Raw genomic sequence first — 17,738 nt, forward strand, 5'->3', positions numbered from 1 at the left:
CGTAAGGGAGATTGACGTCCCTCCCCCTTACTTCTACCGCACCTTCATCGGAGACGGGTGAGGGTTGCGCTCAGGCGGTCTACCGGTTCCGTGCTCCGGGGATGCGCCGGCGCGTCAGTTGTAGCCGACCGCGATCGTCGTCGTGCCGACGCTGATCTCGGTCGTCGCGGCGCGTGCGGGCATCGGCGGGATGCCGGTCACAGCGCTGGGGATCGCAGCCACCGCCCGCTCGACCGCGACGCGGGGACTGCCCGCGACCGCCCAGTACCCGAGCCCCACGACGACGGCTCCGCCGACGAGATTGCCGAGTCCGACCCAGAGCACGTTGCCGCTGAAGAGCGCCCACGTCGCGTTGGGGTCGCCCAGCACGAGACCCATCGTGTAGGTCGTCATGTTCGCGACGACGTGCTCGAAGCCCGAGGAGATGAAAGCGAGGATCGCGCAGAAGATGACCATGATCTTCGCGACGTCGGAGGTCAGGCGCGCACACATCCAGATTCCGAGGCACACGAGCACATTGCACAGGATGCCGCGGGTGAACAGCTCGAGCGGATCCTCGCCCGCCTTCGCCTCGAGCATGCCCGCCAGCATCCGTCCCGCCGCGGGGTACGAATGCAGCACGCCCGTCATCGCGACGAGGACTCCGAAGATCACCGAGCCCACGAAATTGGCGGCGAGCGTGAAGCCCATCGCGCCGAGCGCGGGGACGGGCCGGACGGCCCGCATCGCCGCGCCCTGCGTCAGCGTCATCATCGACGACGTCACCAGCTCCGCCCCCGCGAACACGACGAACGTCAGCGCGACCCCGAACACGAGGCCGCTCACGAGCTTCGCGAAGCCCGAGCCCGCCTCGGCGAGCGGCCCAGCCGTGCTCAGCATGAGCACGACGGCGATGCCGACGTAGGCACCCGCGAGCATTCCCGAGATCGCGAACCGCGCGGGCTCGTGCAGTCCGTGCACCTTGTGGCGCGCGGCATCCACTTGAACCGTCCGCAGGGTGTCCTCGATCGTGCGCATTGCCGCACCTCCTCGCGTCCCCATTCTGCGCTGTGGTCTGACCATACGGGTTCCCCGTGCGCCGTGAATAAGGCGCCGCGCGGCGGCGGAGGAGCACACTGGGGTCATGAGCATGGAGGCGGTCCTCGCGCAGCTGCGCGCGTACGAAGGGATCCTCGAGCTCGCCCCCGAGGCGGGCGGGCCGTTCCCCGAGATCGCATGGGGCGACCACTTCTTCTATTACGCGCCCGACGGCGAGGTGCCCGCCCACGCGCAGCCGTTCGCGACGATCGTGACGAAGGACTACCCCGACGACGCGGCCGCGGGCCTCGGCGGCGACCGGTGGCGGCTCAACATCCACGTGGGGCATCGCGCCTTCGACGAGCTCGTCGGCGGCCTTCCGGAACCGGTCGACTTCACCGAGGCTGACGCGATACTCCCCCATCCCGTCTACGGATCGCTCGGCTGGGTCGCCGTCATCACCCCGGCCGAGCGCACCGGGGCCGCCGTCCGCACGCTGCTGGAGAGTGCGTATCGGGATGCCCGGGCTCGCGCCGAGCGCCGGGCGCAGCATCCGTCGACCTGATCGCCTGCCGCGCTGAAGGCTCCACGCACCGACCGCGCGGCATCGGCGCGCCCGTAGGGTGGCTGACATGCCCTGGAAGACGCTCGCCTCTCGCACCGTCTACGAGAACCGGTGGATCCGCGTGCACGAGGACGATGTCGTCGGACCGCACGGCGAAGGCATCTACGGAGTCGTCGAGATGCGGCATCCCGCTGTCTTCGTCGTCGCCCTCGACACCGAGGATCGCGTGTGCCTCGTCTCGCTCGACCGCTACGCGACAGGGCGGGTGTCGCTCGAGGTGCCCGCGGGCGGGTCGGACGGTGAGGATCCGCTCATCGCCGCACAGCGCGAACTGCTGGAGGAGACCGGCTTCTCGGCTGCCGAGTGGACGCACCTCGGCGACATGGACGCCCTGAACGGCATCGCGAACGCCCCCGAGCACATCTACCTCGCGCGCGATCTGCGCCTGGTGACGGACGCCGCGTCGTCGCAGCGCGAAGAGGGCATCGAGGGCGTCCGCTGGCTGCCGTTCGGCGAGGTCCTCGCGCTCATCGCATCGGGCGAGATCAGCGACGGCGAGTCGATCGCGGCGATCGCGCACGCGGGGATCCGGCTGGGCCGGTTCCGCTGAGCTTTTCGCGGCTTCACCGTGCGCGAGGCATCCGAGGCCCCCGTGCGGCCCGGGCCGCTCATTCGGCCGGCAGGATCCGCACTCCGCGTTCGGCGAGGGCGCCGAGGGTCGGTGACGCGTGGGCGGCGTCGACGATGATCCCCGCCACCTCGGCGAGCGGGAGCACCGGGTAGCGCGACACCGCGCCGATCTTCTCGGCGCTGCCCAGCACATAGGTCTCGCCCGCGCGACCCGCCAGCGCGCGCTTCATCGCGGCCTCGTCGGCGTCGCCGGTCGTGAGTCCCGCCGTCTCGTGGATGCCCGTCACGCCCAGCAGGAAGCGGTCGGCGCTCACCGCGAGCGCCGCCTCCATGGCCGCCGCGCCGCTCGCGACGGCGGAGTGCTTGAACAGGCGACCGCCCAGGATGATGACCTCGGCGGCGTGGTCGAGCAGTGCCGCGGCGATCGTCGGGCTGTGCGTGATGATCGTGCACTCGGTCGTGCGGCTCAGCGCGTGCACGGTCGCGAGCGCCGTCGTCCCTCCGTCGATCAGCACCGTGCTGCCGGGCTCGATGAGCCCGGCGGCGAACCGCGCGACGCGCTGCTTGCTGTCGGTCGCCACGCTCTGTCGCGCCGCGTAGTCGACGACGGCGGGCGACGCCGGGAGCGCCCCACCGTAGACGCGCACCGCAAGCCCCGCCGCGGCGAGTTCGCGCAGATCGCGGCGAATGCTGTCTTCGGACACCCCCAGCTCTGTTGCCAGGTCCTTCGCGACGATACGGCCCTCGCTGCGCAGACGGTCGAGCAGGAGATCTTTGCGGGATGCCGCGAGCATGCATGCTCCTTCACGTTCTTGCACGTTTGTGCACTATTGTGGCACGTATGACCAAGCCTCTGATGATTCTGATCGCTGGACCCTACGCTTCGGGCACGAACGGCGACCCCGCCCTCATGCGCCGCAACCTCGACCGACTCGAGGAAGCCGCCTGGCCGCTCTTCCAGGCGGGGCACATCCCGATGATCGGCGAATGGGTCGCACTCCCCGTCCTCTCGAGCGCGGGTGCGAGCGGTCCCGGCGATCCGCTGGCCGCCGACGTGATGTACCCGACCGCTCACCGGCTGCTTCAGCACTGCGACGGCGTGCTGCGGCTGCCCGGCGAATCGAAGGGCGCGGATCAGGATGTCGCGATCGCCCGCGAGCGCGGCATCCCGGTCTACACGGCCCTCGCCGACGTGCCCGGCGTGCGACAGTAGGCGGGGCGGCCACCCAGAGCCAGGAGGAGGACGATGACCAAAGTCGACTTCAAGACCGCGATCCCGACCTACTCCGCTCCGCGAGGCCGATTCGAGATCGTGACGGTGCCGGCGAGCAGCTTCCTCATGATCGACGGGCACGGCGATCCGAACACGTCGGAGCAGTACCGGGATGCCCTCACGACCCTCTATCCCGTCGCGTACGCCCTGAAGTTCCTCAGCAAGAAGGACCTCGACCGCGACTACGTCGTCATGCCGCTCGAGGCGCTGTGGTGGGCCGACGACATGGAGTCCTTCACCATCGCGCGCGACAAGTCGCAGTGGAGCTGGACCGCGATGATCCTCACGCCGGACTGGCTCACGATGGAGCATCTGGACGCGGCCCGCGCGGCCGTCGAGCGCAAGGGCGGCGCACCGGCGCTCGACGCGATCCGGCTCGAGACGCTCGACGAGGGCCTCGCGGTGCAGACGCTCCACATCGGCTCGTACGACGACGAGGGCCCCGTCCTGCATGAGATGCACGACGGCTTCATCCCCGCGCACGGGCTCCGCATGACGGGCCGACACCACGAGATCTACCTCGGCGACCCCCGCCGGACGGCCCCCGAGAAGCTCCGGACGATCCTGCGGCAGCCCGTCGTTCCTGTGAGCCGATGAGGCGTCGGCTGTGCGTTGAAAAAGAATCACGAAAAGATAACGCGGACCTCTTCCCTTCCGTTACCTCGTCGTTATAGAGTGCTCTCAGGTAGTTGTTTTGCTGTGGCAGCTACCGACATGTGATTGCAGGACACTCTTGGTGCAAGGGACAAGGGCCGGTCGGGAGCCTCTCCGACCGGCCCTTACTCTTGCGTCGCGTCGGGTCAATGCGAGCGCAGCCCGCGTTGACGCGACGCGACGCAAGGTTGAGTAGCCCCGCCGAAGGCGGAGCGTATCGAAACCTCCCCGCCGCCGCTCCAGCCATCCACGCACATGAGATCTTCGTGAGAATTCCAGCCCTCTGATCGGCCCTTTCTCGAAGAACCGCACACACGGCCTTCCCAGGAAGACCTGGGGGTTCGTCCAGAAGAGCCCTGCAGACTCGGGGTTTCGCGCCCGTCCCGAGGGCGCACATCGGCGCGCGCCGCCGGTTCCGCGACACCCCCAAGGACGTTCCACGCATGCTTCTGATGCGCCCGCCCCGATCTGCCCGCACAACCTCTCGCCGCCCCTTCGAATCCACCGGCATCGCCGTCGGCGTCGTTCTCGGCACCGCCGCGCTCGTGGGCCTGACGGCCGTCTCCGCTTCGGCGAGCATCCCGAGTACGACGGGCACCGGTCCGCTCGCCTCCTCGGGCGCCGGCCTCGCGATGCCGATCCAATCGCTCGCCGAGATCAAGGCGGACTCCGAAGACACCCTCGGCGACGCACGCCGCGCGCTCGCGGATGCCTTCTCCGTCACGGCCGCCGTCGAGGCGTCCGGTCTCGACGTCGGAGCCGTCACGAGCGTCGACACGTCCGACCTGCGCGACGCGATCACCCGCCTCGACGACATGGACCTTCTCCCGCTGCTCCTCCTCCCGGGCGTCGCGGATGACACCGCTGACGAGGCCGATCGCGTCGAGGCGCAGACCGCGACGCTCCAGGGACGTCTCGACGAGGCGTACGCCGCGAAGCAGGCCGCCGATGCCGCCGCCGCGGCGCAGCGTGAGGCGGAGGCGCAGGCCGCCGCCGCAGCGGCCGCTGCCGCAGCCCTCGCCGCCGCGAACACCCCGGAAGGGGCGAAGGCGACGGCCCAGCAGATGATCGGCGAGTACGGATGGGGCGGCGACCAGTTCTCGTGCCTCGAGAAGCTCTGGACCCGCGAGTCGGGCTGGAACTACCAGGCGTACAACGCGGGAAGCGGTGCCACCGGCATCCCGCAGTCCCTTCCCGGCAACAAGATGGCGAGCGTCGGGGCCGACTGGCAGACGAACGCGACGACCCAGATCCGCTGGGGCCTGAACTACATCAACGGCTCGTACGGCTCGCCGTGCGCCGCGTGGGCCCACTCGAACGCGACCAACTGGTACTGAGCGGCCTTTCGGTCTCCGAGCGGCCATTCGGTCCGCGAGCCTGCCGAGGGGTCGAGGTTCGATGCCTCGGCAGGCTCGGCGACCGCCCGGCTGCCGTGATGTCCCGCGTCACACCGGGGCGGCGGGAAGGGCGTCCGCGCTAGCGTGGACCCCGTGAGTGCCCCCATCGATGCCACCGAAACGTCCGCCTGGGCCGAACTCGACGCGCACCGCGCGAGCTTCACCCCCGATCTGCGGGGCTGGTTCGCCGCAGACCCCGATCGCGTCGCGAAGCTGAGCTTCACGCTCGCCGACCTGCACGTCGACCTGTCGAAGAACCTCGTGACCGACGAGCTGCTCGCGAGCCTCGTGCGCCTCGCCGAGCAGACGGGCGTCGCGGACCGCTACGCCGCGATGCTCTCGGGCGAGCACATCAACACGAGTGAGGACCGCGCCGTCCTGCACACGGCTCTGCGGCGCCCGCCGGGTGCGGCGCCCGGTCTCACCGTCGACGGGCAGGATGTCGACGCCGACGTGCACTCTGTGCTCGACGCCCTCGACGCCTTCGGCGAGCGCGTGCGCTCGGGCGACTGGCGCGGCGTGACGGGCAAGAAGGTCGAGACCGTCGTCAACATCGGCATCGGCGGCTCGGACCTCGGCCCGTACATGATCTTCGAGGCGCTCAAGCCGTACGCCGATGCCGGCATCACGGCGCGCTTCGTCTCGAACATCGACCCCGCCGACATCGCGCTCAAGACCGCGGGCCTCGACCCCGAGACGACGCTCTTCATCGTCGCGTCCAAGACCTTCACGACGCTCGAGACCCTCACCAACGCTCGCCTCGCGCGCGACTGGCTGTGGGCCGGGCTCGAGGCATCCGGAGCCATCGACGGCAGCGAGAAGGCCAAGACCGATGCCGTCGCGCACCACTTCGTCGCCGTCTCGACGGCGCTCGACAAGGTCGCGGCGTTCGGCATCGATCCCGCGAACGCGTTCGGCTTCTGGGACTGGGTCGGCGGCCGCTACTCCGTCGACTCGGCGATCGGCCTGTCGCTCGTCATCTCGCTCGGTCCCGACGTCTTCCGCGAGCTGCTCGCGGGCTTCCACGCCGTCGACGAGCATGTCGCGACGACGCCGCTCGCCGAGAACGTGCCCGTGCTGCTGGGCCTGCTCAACGTCTGGTACACGAACTTCCTCGGGTCGCAGACGCACGCCGTCCTGCCCTATGCGCAGCAGCTGCACCGCTTCGCGGCGTACCTGCAGCAGCTCACGATGGAGTCCAACGGCAAGTCGGTGCGCTGGGACGGCTCCCCCGTCACGAGCGACACGGGCGAGGTCTTCTGGGGCGAGCCGGGCACGAACGGCCAGCACGCGTTCTACCAGCTGATCCACCAGGGCACGCGCCTCATCCCCGCCGATTTCATCGCGTTCGCGAACCCCGCGTTCCCGCTCGAGTCCGAAGGTCGCGACGTGCACGGGCTGTTCCTCGCGAACTTCCTCGCGCAGACGAAGGCGCTCGCCTTCGGCAAGACCGCGGAAGAGGTCGAGGCGGAGGGCACGACCGGCGCCCTGGTCGCCGCGCGGACGTTCGCGGGCAACCGCCCGACGACGTCGATCTTCGCGCCCGCGCTGACCCCGCGCGTGCTCGGCGAGCTCATCGCGCTCTACGAGCACATCACCTTCACGCAGGGCGTCATCTGGGGCATCAACTCGTTCGACCAGTGGGGCGTCGAGCTGGGCAAGCAGCTCGCCCTGCAGATCGCCCCCGCGCTCGAGGGCGACGACGCGGCGCTGCAGGCTCAGGATGCCTCCACCAAGGCGCTCCTCGAGTACTACAAGGCGCACCGCTCCTAGACCCGTGTCCCTTGCGGGCCGGACTCGCACGGCGCACGTCCGGCCCGAGAGGGACACGAAGATCGGCTGACACAGGGAAAGGGCCCGCCTCCGTGAGGAGGCGGGCCCTTTGCTGTCCGAGGACTACTCGGGGTTGACGACGTCGACCCGGAGCGTTCCGCCGGTGTTCTGCTCGGTCACGGTCGCCGTCACGCCGGCTCCCGCGACGTAGACGCCCCCGAGCGGGTTCGTCGTGCTGAAGTACCGGTCGATCACCGAGTCGTCGAAGGTCGCGATGCCGGCGTTCGACGGCGCGGCGGCCTCCAGCGTCTGGACGGTGGCCTTGCTGCCCTTCCCGACGACGACCTCCTTGTGCAGGGCGATGGCGTCCGTCGCCTGCAGACCGAAGGTCGCATCGAACGGCTGACGCCGGTTGCTCGGCCCCGTTCCGTCGGAGTACGTGAACTTCACCGGCCGCGCGTCGACCGGGAGCGCGAGACCGTGCCCAGGGTGGTCGATCGTGTTGTTGTCGCTGTAGGTCTCGTCGACCGCCCACACGAGCAGGCCGTCCTGGAAGGGGAACCGCTCGACCCAGTCGGGCTTCGTGATGCCGTTGCTGAACTGGTACGGCCCGACCTCCAGCGTCGAGTCGTAGCCCACGTAGGTGCGGTTCTCGAGCAGGTAGTAGCGGTCGCCCACGGCCTCTTCGCTGCCCGTGCTGATCTTGAAGCCGCCCGCCGCGGTCCACCCGTTCGCGCCGGTCTCGACGTTGTCCGAGAGCAGCGTCTTGCCGTTCGCCTTCACGACGATGTCGTCGATGAACGCTCCGCCGAGGTGCACGCCCCCGTCGGACTGGTAACGGAACCGGAAGTCCACGTTCCCGCCGCCGGGCACCGTGAGCTTGAGCCCCGTCCACTTGTCCTTCGTCGTGCCGCTGATCGTCGCGAGCGTCGTCCAGTTGGCGGCTCCGGCCGGCTTGTACTCGGCGTAGAGGTAGTCGAAGCCGTCCTCGATGTCGTACCAGGCGCTCGCCGACACGGACGCCTTCGCGATGCCGGTCAGGTTGAGCGTCCGCGTGAGCGTCGTGTTCAGGTCGTCTGCGCTCGAGGTCCACCAGGCGTGCCCGCCGGCGGGCGTCGCGTAGTCCGTCGTGACGGCCTCGTCGGGGACATCCACGACGAGAGCCTGCGACTGATCGGACACCTGCAGCGCGGCGGGGCTCAGCGTGAAGCTCCCGCTCTCACCCGGATCCACGACGTCGTAGTCGAGCCAGCCGAGCTGCAGCTTCTCCCACGGGCCCATGTAGCCGGGCGTCGTGCCGATGTCCTCGCCGCCGTGGTTGAGCCACGAGCCGCTCGACATGAGCGTCCAGAAGGCCGTCGAGTTCTCGCCGCCGTTCGTGTCGTAGAAGTCGGGCAGTCCCAGATCGTGGCCGAACTCATGCGCGAAGACGCCGAGCCCGCCGTTCTCGGCCTCGACCGTGTAGTCGCCGATCCAGTAGTTGGAGTTGCCGATCTTCGCGCCGCCGAACTTGGCGGTCTCGCTCGGGCCGGTCAGGCCGTAGTCGGTCGAGTTGACGTACCAGCGGTGCGACCAGATCGCGTCCTCGCCCTGTGCACCGCCTCCCGCGTCCTCGCCCTCGCCCGCGTGCACGGCCTGGAAGTGATCCAGGTAGCCGTCGGGCTCGTCGAAGTCACCGTCGCCGTCCGCGTCGTAGCGGTCCCAGACATCGAAGGATGCGAGCTCCGCGTTGATCTGGGCGTCGGTCTTGCCGGCCGTCTTCTGCGCGGCGTACCACGCGTTGCCCGAGTCCTGGATGAACTTCCACGCGCCGCCGAAGTCCTCGACCGCGTTGTCGCCATACGTCGAAGCGTTGCCGGGAACCGTCACCCAGTCGCTCACCTCGCCCGCGACCGAGTACGCGCCGGACGACTGCTTGAGGTAGAAGTCCTTGAACGACTCGCCGTCGCCGAAGAACAGGTCCTCATACGAGCCCGTGTTGAAGTCCGGGAGCCAGTGGGTGCTGTTGTTCACCGACCGATCGGGCTGCGGGATCTCGTTGTGCAAGGGCCCGGGGACGGTGCCGAGCTTCTTGTCGCCCTGCGTGCCGAACTGGGCGAGGATCGTGAAGACCTGCGCCGTTCCCTCGAGGGTCGCCTCGAAGTACTTGTCCTGGGCGAGCGTCACGACGCCGTCTTCGTTCGGGGCCGCCTGCCCCGACAGGATCAGTCTCTGAGCGGCCTTTCGCCGCTCGTTCTGGCGGTCTGTCAGCGGTCCTGGCCGGTTGTCCAGTCGCTGCGCTGCGGTCGGCTGCGAATCGTCGGCAGGCGCAGCGACGGCTGCGGGCACGATGGCCACGCTCGCCAGCACTGTCGCGCCCGCCGCAACGACGGCCCCAAGGCCGCGGATGCGTCGTTTCACGCGTTACTCCTTCTTCAGTTTCGTACTCGGGATCACCGAGCACCCCGCCGGGGAATCTAACAGCGCGAGGAGTCGAAGAGAAGGGGTATGAGCCGGTTCTCACATTCGAAGGGCGGGGTTCGCGACGAGCGCACGAAGATGGGACGGGATGCCGGCGGCACCGGCATCCCGTCCCATCCTGTTGTTCGGCTACTCCTTGGGTTCGACCGTGATGAGCGAGGCTCCCGGCTCGACCGTGCCTTCGAGCACGGGGGCGACGTCCCCGAAGTCGTCCGCGTTCAGGATGATCACGGGCGTGACGAGCGGGTAGCCCGCCTTCTCGATGACGGCGCGGTCGAAGACCACGAGCGGCGTGCCGAGTTCGACGCGGTCGCCGTTCTTGACCTTCACGTCGAAGCCCTCACCGCCGAGGTTCACCGTGTCGATGCCGACGTGGATGAGCACCTCGAGTCCGCCGTCGAGCACGATCCCGAAGGCGTGCCCGGTCGGCTGGGCCGCCGCCACGACGCCCGGGCCGGGCGAGTAGACCGTGTCGCCCGTGGGCTCGATGGCTGCTCCCGGACCCATGACCCCACCCGCGAAGACGGGATCGGGCACCTCGGACAGCGCGATGACCCTGCCGGCGAGCGGGGCCGCGACCTCGATCGCGACCCTCTCGAGCACCGCCGTCGCGGTCGGCGCGGCCACTGCCGCGGCCGCGGGTGCGGCATCCGATGCGTCGATCGATCGTCCTGCGGAGGCCTCGACCGTCGCAGGGGCGAGGTGCTCGGCAGCGGCAGCCGCCTCGGCGGCGTCGCGTGCCGCCTCGAACTCCGCCTGCTGCTCGGGCGTGCGGAAGTTCGAGAAGATCACGAGGAACATCGCCGTGAAGAAGGCAGCCGCGATCGCGATCGCGTACAGCCCGATCGGGTTGAACGCGGGGATCGTGAGCAGCGACGTGAAGACGAACGCCGTCGTCGTGACGCCGTCCGGCAGGCCCAGGACGAGGCTGCCGACGCCGATCACGAGACCGCCCACGAAGCACCCGACGAGCATGCGCGGATAGATGCGCTTGAACCGCAGATGGATACCGTACAGAGACGGTTCGGAGATGCCGCCGAGCAGACCCGCCGCGAGCGCACCCGTCGAGGTCTGCCGCATCTGCGTGTCGCGGTGACGCAGCGACAGAACGAGGACGCCCGCCGTCGCGCCGAAGCACGCGAAGTTCCACGCGCCCATGGGGCCTTGGATGAAGTCGTACCCGAGCGTGTTGATGTTGAGCAGCATGACCGCGTTGATCGGCCAGTGCAGACCCAGCGGCACCATGAACGGATACGCGAGCGGAATGATGATCGCGAAGATGAACGGCGACCATTGGTTGATCGCGGCCAGGCCCTGAGCGAGCGCGGCGCCCGCGTAGACGCCGATCGGGCCGATGATGAAGGCCGTCAGCGGGATCATGATGAGCATCGCGAAGAACGGGACGAAAATGAGCTGCAGGTTCGGCGTGATGATCTTGCGCAGCAGCTTGTAGAGCGGGCCGAGGACGGCCGCCATGAGCAGCGGCGGGAAGACCTGCGAGCTGTAGTCGAAGATCGTCAGCGGGAAGCCGAAGATCGGGACGATGAACACCGTCGAGCCGAAGACGACCTGCTCGGTCGCCTCGCCCTTGAGCGCGGCGAATCCGGGCAGCATGAGCACGGCCATGATCGAGAAGCCGACCCACGGGTCGGCGCCGATCTTTGCCGAGGCGTTGTACGCGACCATGAGCGGCAGGAAGACGAAGACGCACTGCCACATGAGGTTGATGAATGCCCACGAGGGGTCGAGGGTCACGCCGGGCGCGTTCCAGGGCGGGATCACGCCGAGCGTCGCCATGAGCGCCATGAACGTGATGAAGAAGGATGCCCCGAGCAGAGCGCCGAGGATCGGCCGGAACGAGTCCGACAGGAACTCGAAGAACGAGTCGATCCACGCGACTTTGCCGCGGACGCCCTTCGCCCGCTCGCGCGCCTTGATGTCGTCGAGCGATTCCTCGGCGGGAGCGGCGCCCCCGCCGTCCTGCATCTCGGGCAGCGCCTGGATGTCGTTGTAGACGTTCTGCACTCCGCCGCCGATGACGACCTGGAACCGGTCGCCTGCCTGCGGCACCGCCCCCATGACGCCGGGCACGGCCTCGACCGCCGCCGTGTCGACCTTGCCGCCGTCGCGGAGCTGGAATCTGAGCCTCGTCGCACAGTGCGTGAGGCTCTGGATGTTCGCGGCACCTCCCACCGCCTTGACGATGTCTGCCGCTGAGTTGGAAGCCATGGGAATCTCCTTCGACCGTCCTGTTCGCATTGCCCGACGACGGGACCCGAGCTCCCCGCACCCGTCAATCCGGATGCTATCGGCGCGGGTGGCCGCGCGCGAGGGCCTGCGATGCGGGCGGCGACACCGTGTCGCCCGCATCGGGTGAGACGCGAGGGCGAGGCTAGACGCCGCCTCCGCCGCCGCCCCCGCCGCCCCCGCCGGCCGAGCCTCCGCCGCCCGACCCGCCGGAGGACGACGAGGCGGACGTGCTCGTCGAGAGCGTGCCGATCCCGGACGAGAAGGCCGATGCGCTGAACCCGCTGGAGCCCGCGTACCAGCCGGGCGATCCGCCGTCGCCGTACAGCACGGCGAGTTCCTTCGCCCACTGCTTCTCCTGGCCGAATACGACGGCGTAGGGCAGCAGGGTCTCGTAGAGCCGGAGCATCTCGCGGCGATCCGTCGTGTCGACGCGGACCCGCTCGGCGCCCTGCGGGGACTGCAGCATCCGGATGCGGTCTGCCTCCGCCCACTCGATGAAGACCTTGAGGCCCGCGAGGTGATCGCGCGTCTCGGCGCCGAGCGCCGTGAGCGGCTTGTGCGACACGAGCCCGATCACGAGCAGCTCGGCGAGCACAGCCAGGACTATGACGACGAGCGGCACCCACTCGACGACGGCGGCGTCGAGCGCGGTCACGCCGAAGAGGAACACGAGCCCGGCCGCAATGCCCGTCGCGACGATCGGAAGCGCACGCACGAGGACGGGCACCTTCCGGCGCAGGCCGCGTCGCTGCAGCTCGGTGTTCGCGGCCTTGAGGATCTTCTGCGCCGTCGACGACAGCCGGCGGTCGGTCTGCCCGAACTCGTACTCCTCCCCCGGCGCGAAGCCCGGGAAGAGGCCGTCGAGGAGCATGAGGCCGTCGCCGTCGGCGCGCGACGGGTCGACCAGCTGGGCCCGCAGCTTCACCTTCCCGAACCAGCCGGGGTCGCCTTCCAGGATCCGGATGCTGCCGACCACGGCCTGCTCGAGCACCTCGGCGGGGATCCCCTTGGACGTGCGCCCGAGCAGGACGGCGCTCTCCAGGGCGTCGATCGCGGCGGGCGGCGTGTACTCCGCGATGATCGTCGGACGGCCGGTCTCGTCGCGCAGCCGGCGAGACCGCGTCACGAACGCCCAGCCGACGCCGCCGAGGACGCCGACCGCGAAGACCGCCTGCAGCCAGCCCCACGTCGATGCGAAGTACGACGAGTCGAACGGCGTGAAGGTGCCGGGCTCGAACCCGACCGCCATCGTCATGGTCTGGTACGGCAGCAGCTCGCCGGTCTCGGCGAAGACCTCGGTCGAAGCCGGGTCCACCCGCCCCGAGGCTCCGGGCGCCGCGTCAGCGGCGTCTGGAGTGGGCGTGAGGGCCGATCTCGTCTCGATCGCGCACGTCTCGGTCGAGCCCTCGTATCCGCGGTAGCACGCGGTCGCACCGGTCAGCGCGGCGGCGAGCGTCTCGTCGAGATGCAGCGTCGCCGTCACACGGCCGAACGACTGCGGCCACTCGAGACCGTTGACGTTCCAGTAGAACTCGTCGGCACCCGCCTCGCCGTCGGGCAGCACGACGTTCTCGAGCGTGTACGTGAAGACGTACGTCTGCTCGCCGTGCACGTAGTCGTCGGCGCGGGAGGTCATCGAGAAGACGCCGTCCTCGTGCTCGACCTCGGCGGGCCGCTCACCGCCCTCGCCGTCTGTGATCGACACGAACTCCGGCCGCACGGGCACGCCGAGATACATGTCCGGCACGAGCCGGCGCATGCCGCGGTTCTGGTCGTACTCGGGGAAGACCGCGACGAACCGCTCGACGACCTCGAGCGTGCTCGCGCCGTCGTCGGCGCGACCCAGCGTGTAGTCGACGTCGAGGCTCGCGAACCGGAAGTCGTCGAGATCGGTGGAGACCGACGCCGTCGACTCGTCGGCGGGCACGAGGCTCGAGACGACGCCGAAACCGACGACGAGGACGGATGCCGCGACGATGAACACGGCGACACGCCGGACGAGCCTGCCCATGCGGTCAGCCTAAGGCCCCGCCCGCAGACACCGTGTTCGCCGTAAAGTTGTGCCTATGACCGACCGGCGACTCGCGATCGACGCGTGGGAGAGCCTCTTCCGCGCGCAGCACGAGGTGTTCGGCGACATCAGCGGCGACTTCGAGGGCACGACGCTCTCGCAGGCGGAGTACGACGTGCTGCTGACCGTGACGCGCGGCGAGGATCAGACCGCGCGGCTGCGCGACGTGACGGCGAACATGCTCATCAGCCAGCCGAGCGTCTCGCGCCTCGTCGACCGCATGGTGACGCGCGGCCTGCTGTCCAAGTGCGCCGACCCCGACGACGGGCGCGGCGCCCTCGTGCACGCGACGGACGAGGGGGCGGCGATGTTCCGGCGGCTCGCGTCGACGCACGGTCGCGCGATCGCCGAGCGGATGTCGGTCCTCAGCGAGGGCGAGCTCACGCAGCTGCGCGAGCTGACCGCCAAGCTGCGCCGCGTCGAACCCGGCTGCTGACCCGGCTGCCGGTCGCAAGGCCGGCCCCCGAACCTGCCGAGGGGTGGCATCCCAGCCATCGCTCGGTTGGACCCGGCTGCTGGCCCGGCGCCCGGCGACCTACGGCGTGCGACGCCGCAATGTCAGCGACGCGAGCACCAGCGCGGCGACGAGGAACCCGCCGACCACGAGCAGCGGGCCGTAGACGTCCCACCCCTCGTCGCCCGCCGTCACGGCGTTGATCGCGTCGATCGCGTAGCTCAGCGGCAGCACCTTGCTGATCGCGTACAGCGCGTCGGGCATCTGGTCGCGCGGCATGAAAAGTCCGCCGAGCAGGATCTGCGGGAAGACGATGAGCGGCATGAACTGCACAGCCTGGAACTCCGTGCGGGCGAACGCGCTCGCGAGCAGGCCGAGCGCCATGCCGAGCACGGCGTCGGACACGGCGACGAGTCCCAGCTGCCACGCCGGCCCCTCCGGGTCGAGGCCGCACACGAGGACGGCGAACGACACGGTGACGATGGCCTGGATCATCGCCATGAGACCGAATGCGAGGGCGTAGCCGAGGATGAAGTCGGCCTTGCCGAGCGGCGTCGTCATGAGCCGCTCGAGGGTGCCCGAGCGGCGCTCGCGCAGCGTCGTGATCGACGTGATGAGGAACATGATGATGAACGGGAAGAGCGCCAGGATCGGAGGCCCGTAGATGTCGAAGACACCCTCCTGATCGCTGAACAGCCACGCGAACAGGCCGACGAGAAGGCTCGGCGCGATGAGCATGAGAGCGATCGAGCGGTGGTCGTGGCTCAGCTGCCGAAGCACGCGGCCCGCCGTCGCAAAGGTGCGCGCGCCGTTCATTGCACGGGTCCCTCGGAGTCGGGCTCCTGAGCTTGTCGCAGGGAGCGGCGCGTCTGGGGATGCGATTCGGCGGATGCCGCGGCATCCCTCTCGATGAGTGCGAGGAATGCGGCATCCGGATCCGTCTGCCCTGTGTCGGCGAGCAGGCCGTCGGGAGTCGTGTCGGCGATGATGCGGCCGCCCCGCAGCAGCACGAGCCGGTCGCAGCGCAGGGCCTCGTCCATGACGTGGCTGCTCACGATGATCGTCGCGCCGTCGTCGGCGAGGCCGCGGAAGATCGCCCACAGCTCGGACCGCAGCAGGGGGTCGAGACCGACGGTCGGCTCGTCGAGGACGAGCAGCTCGGGGCTGCCGAGCATCGCGATGGCGAGCGAGACGCGGCTCTCCTGCCCACCGCTCAGGCTGTCGACGGTCTGCTTGGCCTGGTCGCTCAGTCCGACCTGCTCGATGACGCGGTCGACGTCCTGCGCGGGGGCGCCGATGATCCGCGCGAAGTAGCGCAGGTTCTGCTGGATCGTGATGTCGCCGTACACCGACGCGGCCTGCGTGTCGTACGCGACGCGGCGGCGCTGCGCGGTCGTGCCGGCGGGCTCGCCGAGCACCGTGACGGTGCCGCCCGCGACCTTCTGCACGCCGACGATCGAGCGGATGAGCGTCGTCTTGCCGCATCCGGAGGGGCCCATGAGGCCCGTGATCTGACCGCGCGGGATGTCGAGATCGAGGCTCGTGAAGACCTCGGTCGTTCCGCGGCGGACGTGCAGTCCGCGCACCTCGACGGCGCTGCCGGGCGAGTTATTCATCACGCGATGAATAATCCTCCCCGCGCCGTCGGGCGTCAAGGGGTGCCGACGAGGTACCTCTGCACCGTGGGCCCCGCCCAGGCGACGAGATCGTCGACGGATGCCGCAGTCATCGCGGGCAGCTTCAGCACGTGCCGCGCGAGGAGGAGTCCTGCGATCTGCGACGCGACGAGCGTCGCGCGCAGCTCGGCATCGGGCGTGCCGAGCTCGGCGGCGATCCTGCCCACGAGCTCTCGCGAGAGGAACCCCGCCATGAGCGGCGTCGCGAGCCGGTTGCCGAGCGCGTGCCTCATCAGCACGACGCCGCGCTTGCGCACTTCGGGCCGCTCCCACATCTCGAGGACGTACCTCACGATGTGCTCTCCGAGCTCGTCGCGCGGCCCCGCGAGCAGGGCGGGTACATCGACGTCGGGACGCATCGGCGCGCCGACCGCTTCGGCGAACAGGTCGGCCTTCGTGCCGAAGTAGTGGTGCACGAGGGCCGAGTCCACCCCCGCGCGCGTCGCGATGCCGCGGATCGTCGCGCCGTCGTATCCCTGCTCGCCGAACTCCTCGATCGCGGACGCGAGGATGCGCTCGCGGGCACCCGTCTCGCCGCCGCGCGGGCGCCCGCGCCTGCGGCTCTTGGGAGCGACGTGCTCGGGCATGGCGTCAGCCTAGAGCGCGAACCGCCCCCGAGCACGGGCTCGGGGGCGGTTCGCGAGGGGCTGCGCGATCAGCTCACTGCTCGATCGGCTGCGGCTCGTCGCGGTTCTCGTGCGCCTGGATCGTGGGGGCGCCGGAGTCGGACGAGACCTCGACCCTGCGCGGCTTCGCCTTCTCGCTCACGGGGATCGTGACGCTCAGGACCCCGTTCGAGTAGTTGGCTGTGATGCGCTCGGTGTCGATGCCCTGTCCGAGGTTGAGCTGGCGCAGGAAGCTCACCGCCTCGCGCTCGCGCGTGATCCACTTGACGCCTTCGCCGGTCGTGAGCGAGCGCTCGGCGCGGATCGTCAGCAGCTGGCCGTCGACGTCGATGTCCACCGAGCCCGGGTCGACGCCCGGCATGTCGGCGGTCAGCACGTAGTGGTCGCCGTCGCGGTAAAGGTCCATCGGCATGCGACGGGGTCCTCGCCGCGTCTCGAGAAGGCTCGACGCGAGGCGGTCGAGGTCGCGGAACGGGTCGTAGCTGGCCATTTCGTCTCCTTCTGATGAGGGGTTCGTTGAGGTTTCAAAGTTGAGCCGGGTCGACTCAACTGCGACCAGATTAGCACTCGACACGTGAGAGTGCCAGGAGTTCGCGGGCGGCGAACGGGCGCGTGCGCGACATCCGTCCGCTGGCGTTCGGTGGGGTGAGTGCGGGGCGCGGCGCCGGTCGTGGGGTGAGTACCTGCCGGGTCGTCGCGCGGGAACCGACGCCAACTCACCCCCTGCGGACATGCCCCTCCTCGGTGGGGTGAGTTTGTGCCGGGTCGTCGCCCGCGACGCGACGCGAACTCACCCCATGCGGATACGCCCCTCCGCGGTGGGTGAGTTTGTGCCGGGTCGACGCGCGCGACGCGACGCCAATTCACCCCATGCGGATACTCCCCTCCGAGG

Annotated in this window: 16 protein-coding genes; 7 read left to right on the forward strand and 9 right to left on the reverse strand. The window is 69.6% G+C overall.

Going from position 1 to position 17,738, the window contains the following annotated elements; all coding sequences use genetic code 11:
- Positions 1-114: 114 nt before the first annotated feature.
- The gene (locus tag MJ607_RS04315) at positions 115-1,017 is read right to left on the reverse strand and encodes a formate/nitrite transporter family protein (protein ID WP_243074289.1); all 903 of its coding nucleotides are present in this window, start codon (positions 1,015-1,017) and stop codon (positions 115-117) included.
- 106 nt (positions 1,018-1,123) lie between these two features.
- On the opposite strand from MJ607_RS04315, the gene MJ607_RS04320 reads away from it, so the two are divergent.
- Positions 1,124-1,582: a DUF6194 family protein gene (locus tag MJ607_RS04320; protein ID WP_243074290.1), complete on the forward strand. Its 459-nt coding sequence runs from the start codon at positions 1,124-1,126 to the stop codon at positions 1,580-1,582.
- A 67-nt stretch (positions 1,583-1,649) separates the two neighbouring features.
- On the forward strand, positions 1,650-2,192 hold the full coding sequence (locus MJ607_RS04325; protein ID WP_243074291.1) for an NUDIX hydrolase: 543 nt from the start codon (positions 1,650-1,652) through the stop codon (positions 2,190-2,192).
- Between the two features lie 58 nt (positions 2,193-2,250).
- On the opposite strand, the gene MJ607_RS04330 is transcribed toward MJ607_RS04325, so the two are convergent.
- Positions 2,251-3,006: a DeoR/GlpR family DNA-binding transcription regulator gene (locus tag MJ607_RS04330; protein ID WP_243074292.1), complete on the reverse strand. Its 756-nt coding sequence runs from the start codon at positions 3,004-3,006 to the stop codon at positions 2,251-2,253.
- Positions 3,007-3,053: 47 nt separating this feature from the next.
- Between MJ607_RS04330 and MJ607_RS04335 the strand changes: the two genes are divergently transcribed.
- The 4 genes from MJ607_RS04335 (at position 3,054) to pgi (ending at position 7,309) form a co-directional block, all read left to right on the forward strand.
- Positions 3,054-3,425, forward strand: a complete 372-nt coding sequence (locus MJ607_RS04335; RefSeq protein WP_243074293.1) for a DUF4406 domain-containing protein — start codon at positions 3,054-3,056, stop codon at positions 3,423-3,425.
- Positions 3,426-3,458: 33 nt separating this feature from the next.
- Entirely contained in the window at positions 3,459-4,082 is a 624-nt protein-coding gene (locus MJ607_RS04340; protein ID WP_243074294.1) for a GyrI-like domain-containing protein, read from the forward strand.
- A 500-nt stretch (positions 4,083-4,582) separates the two neighbouring features.
- Positions 4,583-5,476 carry a phospholipase gene (locus MJ607_RS04345; protein ID WP_243074295.1) on the forward strand — a complete coding sequence of 298 codons (894 nt, stop codon included), beginning with the start codon at positions 4,583-4,585 and terminating at the stop codon, positions 5,474-5,476.
- 153 nt (positions 5,477-5,629) lie between these two features.
- Complete coding sequence (pgi, locus tag MJ607_RS04350; RefSeq protein ID WP_243074296.1) at positions 5,630-7,309, forward strand: glucose-6-phosphate isomerase; 1,680 nt, start codon at positions 5,630-5,632, stop codon at positions 7,307-7,309.
- Positions 7,310-7,432: 123 nt separating this feature from the next.
- On the opposite strand, the gene MJ607_RS04355 is transcribed toward pgi, so the two are convergent.
- The 3 genes from MJ607_RS04355 to MJ607_RS04365 all read right to left on the reverse strand — a co-directional run bounded on the left by MJ607_RS04355 (position 7,433) and on the right by MJ607_RS04365 (position 14,030).
- Complete coding sequence (locus MJ607_RS04355; protein WP_243074297.1) at positions 7,433-9,709, reverse strand: immune inhibitor A domain-containing protein; 2,277 nt, start codon at positions 9,707-9,709, stop codon at positions 7,433-7,435.
- Between the two features lie 189 nt (positions 9,710-9,898).
- Positions 9,899-11,998, reverse strand: a complete 2,100-nt coding sequence (locus MJ607_RS04360) for a glucose PTS transporter subunit IIA (RefSeq protein WP_243074298.1) — start codon at positions 11,996-11,998, stop codon at positions 9,899-9,901.
- Between the two features lie 163 nt (positions 11,999-12,161).
- Positions 12,162-14,030: a DUF2207 domain-containing protein gene (locus MJ607_RS04365; protein ID WP_243074299.1), complete on the reverse strand. Its 1,869-nt coding sequence runs from the start codon at positions 14,028-14,030 to the stop codon at positions 12,162-12,164.
- Between the two features lie 55 nt (positions 14,031-14,085).
- Here MJ607_RS04365 and MJ607_RS04370 point away from each other — a divergent pair, with 55 nt between their 5' ends.
- Positions 14,086-14,526, forward strand: a complete 441-nt coding sequence (locus tag MJ607_RS04370; protein WP_243074300.1) for a MarR family winged helix-turn-helix transcriptional regulator — start codon at positions 14,086-14,088, stop codon at positions 14,524-14,526.
- Between the two features lie 99 nt (positions 14,527-14,625).
- Here the strand turns inward: MJ607_RS04370 and MJ607_RS04375 are convergent, their stop codons facing one another.
- From MJ607_RS04375 to MJ607_RS04390, 4 genes are all read right to left on the reverse strand, one after another.
- Positions 14,626-15,360 (reverse strand): ABC transporter permease, encoded by a 735-nt coding sequence (locus MJ607_RS04375; RefSeq protein ID WP_243074301.1) that lies wholly within the window; start codon positions 15,358-15,360, stop codon positions 14,626-14,628.
- Positions 15,357-16,160, reverse strand: a complete 804-nt coding sequence (locus MJ607_RS04380; protein WP_243074302.1) for an ABC transporter ATP-binding protein — start codon at positions 16,158-16,160, stop codon at positions 15,357-15,359. The genes MJ607_RS04375 and MJ607_RS04380 overlap by 4 nt, the downstream gene beginning before the upstream one ends.
- 35 nt (positions 16,161-16,195) lie before the next feature.
- The gene (locus MJ607_RS04385) at positions 16,196-16,807 is read right to left on the reverse strand and encodes a TetR family transcriptional regulator (RefSeq protein ID WP_243074303.1); all 612 of its coding nucleotides are present in this window, start codon (positions 16,805-16,807) and stop codon (positions 16,196-16,198) included.
- A gap of 73 nt (positions 16,808-16,880) precedes the next feature.
- Complete coding sequence (locus MJ607_RS04390; RefSeq protein WP_243074304.1) at positions 16,881-17,336, reverse strand: Hsp20/alpha crystallin family protein; 456 nt, start codon at positions 17,334-17,336, stop codon at positions 16,881-16,883.
- Positions 17,337-17,738 lie beyond the last annotated feature (402 nt).

This window comes from Microbacterium sp. SS28 (genome assembly GCF_022761035.1).
Lineage (GTDB): Bacteria > Actinomycetota > Actinomycetes > Actinomycetales > Microbacteriaceae > Microbacterium.

Bases quoted from the DNA above. Each gene is read 5' to 3' on its own strand.
- MJ607_RS04315 (WP_243074289.1), bottom strand. From the start codon at position 1,017: ATGCGCACGATCGAGGACACCCTGCGGACGGTTCAAGTGGATGCCGCG.
- MJ607_RS04320 (WP_243074290.1), top strand. From the start codon at position 1,124: ATGAGCATGGAGGCGGTCCTCGCGCAGCTGCGCGCGTACGAAGGGATC.
- MJ607_RS04325 (WP_243074291.1), top strand. From the start codon at position 1,650: ATGCCCTGGAAGACGCTCGCCTCTCGCACCGTCTACGAGAACCGGTGG.
- MJ607_RS04330 (WP_243074292.1), bottom strand. From the start codon at position 3,006: ATGCTCGCGGCATCCCGCAAAGATCTCCTGCTCGACCGTCTGCGCAGC.
- MJ607_RS04335 (WP_243074293.1), top strand. From the start codon at position 3,054: ATGACCAAGCCTCTGATGATTCTGATCGCTGGACCCTACGCTTCGGGC.
- MJ607_RS04340 (WP_243074294.1), top strand. From the start codon at position 3,459: ATGACCAAAGTCGACTTCAAGACCGCGATCCCGACCTACTCCGCTCCG.
- MJ607_RS04345 (WP_243074295.1), top strand. From the start codon at position 4,583: ATGCTTCTGATGCGCCCGCCCCGATCTGCCCGCACAACCTCTCGCCGC.
- MJ607_RS04360 (WP_243074298.1), bottom strand. From the start codon at position 11,998: ATGGCTTCCAACTCAGCGGCAGACATCGTCAAGGCGGTGGGAGGTGCC.
- MJ607_RS04365 (WP_243074299.1), bottom strand. From the start codon at position 14,030: ATGGGCAGGCTCGTCCGGCGTGTCGCCGTGTTCATCGTCGCGGCATCC.
- MJ607_RS04370 (WP_243074300.1), top strand. From the start codon at position 14,086: ATGACCGACCGGCGACTCGCGATCGACGCGTGGGAGAGCCTCTTCCGC.
- MJ607_RS04375 (WP_243074301.1), bottom strand. From the start codon at position 15,360: ATGAACGGCGCGCGCACCTTTGCGACGGCGGGCCGCGTGCTTCGGCAG.
- MJ607_RS04380 (WP_243074302.1), bottom strand. From the start codon at position 16,160: ATGAATAACTCGCCCGGCAGCGCCGTCGAGGTGCGCGGACTGCACGTC.
- MJ607_RS04385 (WP_243074303.1), bottom strand. From the start codon at position 16,807: ATGCCCGAGCACGTCGCTCCCAAGAGCCGCAGGCGCGGGCGCCCGCGC.
- MJ607_RS04390 (WP_243074304.1), bottom strand. From the start codon at position 17,336: ATGGCCAGCTACGACCCGTTCCGCGACCTCGACCGCCTCGCGTCGAGC.